Origin of the sequence: Cellulomonas bogoriensis 69B4 = DSM 16987 (genome assembly GCF_000767165.1) — a bacterium.
Classification (GTDB): Bacteria; Actinomycetota; Actinomycetes; order Actinomycetales; family Cellulomonadaceae; genus Actinotalea; species Actinotalea bogoriensis.
The window spans coordinates 1-6,777 of the sequence record NZ_AXCZ01000147.1; the positions used below are offsets into that span (position 1 = coordinate 1).

Consider the following 6,777-nt stretch of genomic DNA (forward strand, 5'->3'; position numbering starts at 1 on the left):
GCCTCGACGTCCGCGCGCAGGGGCAGCACGCTCGCCCGGGGACCGGCCGGGTCCGACCAGGCGACGGTGGCGCCGCCGAGGAGCGCGGGCGCGGCGTTGTCGGGGTGTCCCTCGAACCGGGTGGCCAGGTCCAGGACGGTGACGTCGTCCAGCGCACCGGGCTCCGGGACCAGCGCCCGGGCGATCAGCAGCCCCGCGACGACCGCGGCCGCCGACGACCCCATCCCCCGACCGTGGGGGATGCGGTTGAGGCATCGGAGGTGCAGACCGACGTGCGGGGCACCCACGTGCTCCAGCCCGGCCCTGACCGCGCGGACCACGAGGTGGTCCTCCCCGGTGGGGAGGTCCCCCGCACCCTGGCCCTGGACCTCGACGGTGACCCGGTCACCGTCGACGACGCGTGCCTCGATCTCGTCGTGGTGGGCCAGGGCCAGGCCCAGGGCGTCGAAACCGGGGCCCAGGTTGGCGCTCGTGGCCGGGACCCGGACGCTCACCTCGCCTGTGTGCAGCCGCATGACGGTGCTCAGCCCAGCTCGAGCGCGGAGGCGATCGCCATCGCCTCGGCGCTGACGCGGACGGGCTCGATCGACCCGCCGTCAGCGGTGCGCAGCGCCCACTGCGGGTCCTTCAACCCGTGGCCCGTCACGGTCACGACGACCCGGGCGCCGCGCGGGACGCGTCCGGACTCGGCGAGCATCAGCAGCCCTGCGACACCCGACGCCGACGCGGGCTCGACGAACACGCCCACCTCGGCGGCCAGCAGCCGGTGTGCCGCGAGGATCTGCTCGTCGGTGACCGACTCGATCAGACCCGCGGACTCCTCCTTCGCCGCGAGCGCCTGCTCCCACGAGGCCGGGTTCCCGATGCGGATCGCCGTCGCGACCGTCTCGGGTTCGGTGACGGGGTGTCCCAGCACGATCGGGGCCGCACCGGCCGCCTGGAACCCCCACATCGCCGGGGTGCGTGCGGCGACGCCGTCACGCGCGTACTCGGTGTAGCCCGCCCAGTAGGCCGTGATGTTGCCGGCGTTCCCCACGGGCAGCACGTGCACGTCGGGCGCGTCGCCGAGGGCGTCGACCACCTCGAACGCCGCGGTCTTCTGGCCCTGGATCCTGTCGGGGTTCACCGAGTTCACCAGCTCGACCGGGTACGTCTCGGCCAGCTTGCGGGCCGCGACCAGGCAGTCGTCGAAGTTGCCCTCGACCTGCAGCAGGCGGGCGCCGTGGGCGATGGCCTGGCTCAGCTTGCCCATCGCGATCTTGCCGTCGGGCACCAGCACGGCGCACGTCATCCCGGCGGCGGTGGCGTAGGCGGCGGCCGATGCCGAGGTGTTGCCCGTCGAGGCGCACACCACCGCTCGCGCCCCGCGCCCGGCCGCGGCCGAGATCGCCGTGGTCATCCCCCGGTCCTTGAACGACCCGGTGGGGTTCATGCCCTCGACCTTGAGGTGGACCTGGGCGCCGGTGAGCTCGCTGAGCCGCGGGGCCGCGACCAGCGGGGTCCCACCCTCGCCGAGGGTCACCACCCGCTCCTGGACGTGCTGCGGCAGACGATCGGCGTACTCCGCGATCACACCGCGCCACTGCTGTGCCACTCAGACCCCCTCGACTCTCAGGACGGACAGGACGTCGACCACGACCGACAGCTCGGACATGTCCGACACCGTGGAGGACAGCGCCGCGTCCGTAGCCGCGTGCGTGACCATCTGCAGGTCGGCGTACTCACCGTCGTCCTCTGCGCGGGACTGGCTGATCGTCTCGATCGAGACCCCCCGCTCGGCGACCGCCTGCCAGACCTGGGCGAGCACACCGGGGCGGTCCTCGACCCGCAGCACCACCTGGTAGCGGGTCACCGCGTCGCTCACGGGGCGGGCAGGCAGCTGGGCGTACCGGGACTCGATGGGGCCCTTGCCGCCGTTCACCTTGTGCCGCGCGACCGTCACGACGTCGCCCAGCACCGCGGACGCGGTCGGGACGCCCCCGGCGCCCCTGCCGTAGAACATCAGCTCCCCGGCGGCCTCGGCCTGGACGAACACCGCGTTGAACGAGCCCCGGACGCTCGCCAGCGGGTGCTCCTGCGGCACCAGCGCGGGGTGCACACGCACCACCACTCCGTCGCCGCTGCGCTCGGCCAGGGCCAGCAGCTTCACGACGTGACCGGTGGCCGTGGCCCGGGCGATGTCGTCCGCGGTCACCGCCATGATGCCCTCGCGGTGGACCTGGGCCACCGACACCCGGGTGTGGAAGGCGAGGGAGGCGAGGATCGCGGCCTTGGCGGCCGCGTCGTGGCCCTCGACGTCGGCGGTCGGATCGGCCTCGGCGAAACCGAGCTCCTGGGCCTGCGCGAGCGCCTCGCCCAGCTCCAGCCCCCCGCTGGTCATCTGGTCCAGGACGTAGTTGGTGGTGCCGTTCACGATGCCCAGGACCCTGGTCACCCGGTCACCCGCGAGCGACTCCCGCACCGGGCGCACGATCGGGATGGCGCCGGCGACGGCGGCCTCGAAGTACAGGTCCACGCCCGCCTCGTCGGCAGCGGCGTAGAGGGTGGGACCGTCCTTGCCGAGCAGCTCCTTGTTGGCGGTCACCACCGACGCCCCACCGCGCAGCGCCCGGAGGATCAGACCCCGCGCCGGCTCGATGCCGCCCATCACCTCGACGACCACGTCGGCGCCGTCGACCAGCGACTCGGCGTCCGAGGTCAGCAGCGCACGGTCCACCACCTGGTCGCGCGGCGCCGCCACGTCCCGGACCGCGATGCCCACCAGCTCCAACGGGGCGCCCGCGCGCGCGGCGAGGTCGGCACCCTGCTGCGTGAGCAGCCGGACCACCTCGGTGCCCACGACCCCGCACCCGAGCACGGCCACCCGCACGGCTCCACTGCCTGCCACCACGTCACCTCTCGTCGTCCGTGCCCCGGCCCCGGGGCCGCCCCAGGATACGGGCGGGGTCTCATCCCTGTCGGGACCGTCCGCCTGTCAACCCTGGTCCAGCCCGAGCAGGTCCTCGACGGTCTCGCGGCGCACCAGCACCCGTGAGGTCCCCGCACGCACCGCGACCACGGGCGGGCGGGGCACCATGTTGTAGTTCGACGCCATCGAGCGCCCGTAGGCCCCGGTGGCGGGAACCGCCAGGACGTCGCCCCGACGGACCTCGCCGGGCAGCTGCACGTCGCGGACGACCACGTCCCCGCTCTCGCAGTGCTTGCCCACCACCCGGGCCGGAACCGCCTCGGTCCCGGTACGACGGGAGACCACCTGAGCGTGGTAGCGGGCGCCGTACAGCGCGGGCCGCAGGTTGTCGCTCATGCCGCCGTCCACCGAGACGTACGTCCGCTCCGGGACGGCGGCGTCGCCGGTGCGTACCTGCTTGACGGTCCCGACCGTGTAGAGGGTCACCCCGGCGGGCCCGACCACGGCCCGGCCGGGTTCGATCGAGATCCGGGGCAGGGGCGTCCCCAGGTCCGCGCACGTGCGACCCACGACCTCGGCCACCCGGCCGGCGATCTCGGCAGGGTCCACGGGGCGTTCCCCCGGCAGGTACGCGATGCCGTAGCCGCCCCCGAGGTCGACCTCGGGGACCAGGTCCCCGGTCCGCCCGGCGAGCTCGGCACGCAGCCGCAGGATCTTGTCGGCTGCGACCTCGAACCCGCTGGGGTCCAGGATCTGGCTGCCGATGTGGGAGTGGATCCCGACGAGGTCGAGGTCCGGGTGCGCGGCCACGGCCTCCAGGACCTCCATGGCCTGACCACCGGCGACCGACAGGCCGAACTTCTGGTCCTCGTGGGCGGTCGAGATGTACTCGTGGCCGCCTGCGTGCACCCCGGTCGTGACCCGCACCATGACCGGTGCGCGCGAACCCGTGGCGGCGGCGGCCGCGGCCACCCGCGGGACCTCGTCGGCCGAGTCCAGCACCACCCTGCCGACCCCGGCCGCGAGCGCCGCGGTGAGCTCGTCGTCGGACTTGTTGTTGCCGTGCAGACCGATGTGCGGACCGGGGATCCCGGCGCGCAGGGCGACGGCGAGCTCCCCGCCCGTGGCGGTGTCGATGCGCAGCCCCTCCTCGTGGGCCCACCGGGCGACCGCGACCGTCAGCAGCGCCTTGCCCGCGTAGTAGACGTCGACCTCGGTGCCGACCGCGGCGAACGCGTCGGTGAACGCCTGGACGAACCGGCGGGCCCGGGCCCTGAAGTCCCCCTCGTCCAGGACGTACAGAGGACTGCCGTGCTCGGCCACGAGGCGATCCGCACCCACCCCGCCCAGGTGCAGGACCCCCGCGGCGTCGACCTCGGCGCTCGAGGGCCACAGGTGGGGGTCCAGCGCTCCGGGGGTCCCGGCGCCTGCGCTGCCGCCGTCGGGTGCGCTCACTTGCGGTCCGGGGCGCTCACGCCGAGCAGGCCGAGGCCGTTGGCCAGGACCTGACGGGTCGCGTCGTTGAGCCACAGGCGGGTGCGGTGGACGTCCCCGACCTGCTCGTCGCCGAACGGGGTGACCCGGCGCTGGTCGTACCACTTGTGGTAGGCGCCGGCGAGCTCCTCGAGGTACCGGGCGACCCGGTGGGGCTCCCGCAGCTCGGCGGCCTGGGCGACGACCCGCCCGTACTCGCCGATCGTCGCCAGGAGGGTGGACTCGGACTGGTGGTCCAGCAGCGCCGGGTCGAACCCGCCCTCGCGGTGCACACCCAGGTCGTGGGCGTTGCGGGCGACGCTCACGGTGCGCGCGTGCGCGTACTGGACGTAGTGCACCGGGTTGTCGTTGGTGGCCCGGACCAGCAGGTCCAGGTCCAGGTCGATCATCGAGTCGACCGAGGAGCGGGCCAGGGCGTAGCGGGCGGCGTCCACACCGACCGCGTCGACGAGGTCGTCGATGGTCACCACCGTGCCGGCGCGCTTGGACATCCGCACCGGCTGGCCGTCCCTGACGAGGTTGACCATCTGCCCGATGAGGATCTCGAGGTTGACGTGGGGGGTGTCGCCGAACGCGGCGCACATGGCCATCATGCGTCCCACGTACCCGTGGTGGTCGGCACCGAGCATGATCACGACCCTGTCGAAGCCGCGTTCACGCTTGTCCAGGTAGTAGGCGAGGTCCCCGGCGATGTACGCGGCGTCCCCGTCGGACTTGATGATGACGCGGTCCTTGTCGTCACCGAAGTCGGTGGTGCGCAGCCAGGTGGCGCCCTCGGCCTCGAAGATGTGGCCCAGCTCGCGCAGCCTCTCGACCGCACGGCCCACCGCACCCGAGCCGTGCAGGGAGTCCTCGTGGAAGTAGACGTCGAACTCCACGCCGAAGTCCCGCAGGGACGCCTTGATCTCGGTGAACATCAGGTCCACCCCGCGGGCCCGGAACACCTCCAGGGCCTCGTCCTCGGGCAGGGACAGGGGGTCGGGTGCGGCGTCGGCGCGGCAGCCCGCGAGGACCTGGGCGGCGATGTCGGAGATGTACTGGCCGCCGTACCCGTCCTCGGGCGCCTCCTGCCCGCGGGCCCGGGCCAGCAGCGAACGGGCGAAGCGGTCGATCTGGGCACCGTGGTCGTTGAAGTAGTACTCGCGGGTCACGTGCGCGCCGCACGCCTGCAGCGTCCGGGCCAGGGAGTCGCCCACCGCCGCCCAGCGGACACCACCGATGTGGATGGGCCCGGTGGGGTTGGCCGAGACGAACTCCAGGTTGATGCGCTGTCCCGCCAGGGTGTCGCTGCGGCCGTACGCCTCACCCGCCTCCACGACCGTGCGGGCCAGCTCGCCCGCCGCGGCCGCGTCCAGGGTGATGTTGAGGAACCCGGGGCCGGCGACGTCCACGGACGCGACACCGGCGACCTGCGTCAGGCGGGCGGCCAGCACCTCGGCCACGGCCCTGGGGGCCATCCCGGCGCGCTTGGCGACCTGCATCGCGACGTTCGTCGCCCAGTCGCCGTGCTCGCGCGAGCGCGGACGCTCGACGGTCACCTGGGCCGGCACCGACCCCTCGGGCAGCGGCACCGTGCCCTCGTCGACGGCGGCGGTCAGGACGGCGTGCAGCGCCTGGGACAGCTCAGCGGGAGTCACGTGGGCCAGGGTACCGATCCCCCGCCCTGCATCCGCCCCGTGCCCGCCCCGTGCCCCCGCGCGCCCGCCCCGTGCCAGGGGTCCGACCGGTGCCCGGGCGGGGTGCGTCCTCCAGCATCACCGGTCGGCACGCGAACCACCCGGCGCCCAGGAGCACGCCGACACTCACGACCAGGACGACCAGGACGGCGGTCCAGCCACCTGTCCCCACGTGCAGCAGCCCCACCAGGACCGGACCCGGCGCGGCCAGCGCGTACCCGGCGCCCTGGACGAAGCCCGAGAGCGCGGTGGAGGCTGCGGGGGTGCGGGTGCGCAGGTTCACCAGGGTGAGCAGCAGAGGGAACGTCCCCGGCCCGACCCCCAGCAGCACCACCCACACCCACAGGGCGGTCGTCGGCGCCACGAGCAGGCCCACGTACCCCCCGACCAGGCAGCCGCAGAAGAGCGCGACGATCACGAACGGGCGCCGCACCCGCTCGGCGAGGACGGGCACCACGAGCGCCGAGGGCAGCCCGAGCGCCGCGAACAGGGCCAGGCGTCGAGCGGCGTCGCCCGGGTCCAGGCCCACGTCGGTCAGCAACGACGGGAGCCACGCGAACAGCACGTAGGTGTTCATGGAGTTCATGCCGAACGCGACCGCCAGGCCCCACGCCAGGGGGCTGCGCAGCAGGACCCCGGCCCAGGGCCCGGGGGGCGCGGGATCCTGCGGCCCCCGACGCCGGCCGGTCGACCCCCGCA

6 protein-coding genes are annotated in these 6,777 nt (G+C 74.0%); all 6 read right to left on the reverse strand.

The genetic code is table 11. The features are described from left to right. The coding region (locus N869_RS11645; protein WP_035061891.1) for a homoserine kinase at positions 1-515 on the reverse strand (515 nt) is incomplete at its 3' end. Between the two features lie 8 nt (positions 516-523). Further along, positions 524-1,594: a threonine synthase gene (gene thrC, locus N869_RS11650; protein WP_035061893.1), complete on the reverse strand. Its 1,071-nt coding sequence runs from the start codon at positions 1,592-1,594 to the stop codon at positions 524-526. Next, entirely contained in the window at positions 1,595-2,887 is a 1,293-nt protein-coding gene (locus N869_RS11655; RefSeq protein ID WP_084137034.1) for a homoserine dehydrogenase, read from the reverse strand. An 87-nt stretch (positions 2,888-2,974) separates the two neighbouring features. Beyond that, positions 2,975-4,363, reverse strand: a complete 1,389-nt coding sequence (gene lysA / locus N869_RS11660) for a diaminopimelate decarboxylase (RefSeq protein ID WP_084137031.1) — start codon at positions 4,361-4,363, stop codon at positions 2,975-2,977. After that, positions 4,360-6,039: an arginine--tRNA ligase gene (gene argS / locus N869_RS11665; protein WP_035061898.1), complete on the reverse strand. Its 1,680-nt coding sequence runs from the start codon at positions 6,037-6,039 to the stop codon at positions 4,360-4,362. Before argS ends, lysA begins: the two co-directional genes overlap by 4 nt. Continuing rightward, positions 6,026-6,777, reverse strand: a 752-nt coding sequence (locus tag N869_RS11670; RefSeq protein ID WP_156968514.1) for an MFS transporter, incomplete at its 5' end; no start/stop codon positions are given. The genes argS and N869_RS11670, both read right to left, overlap by 14 nt.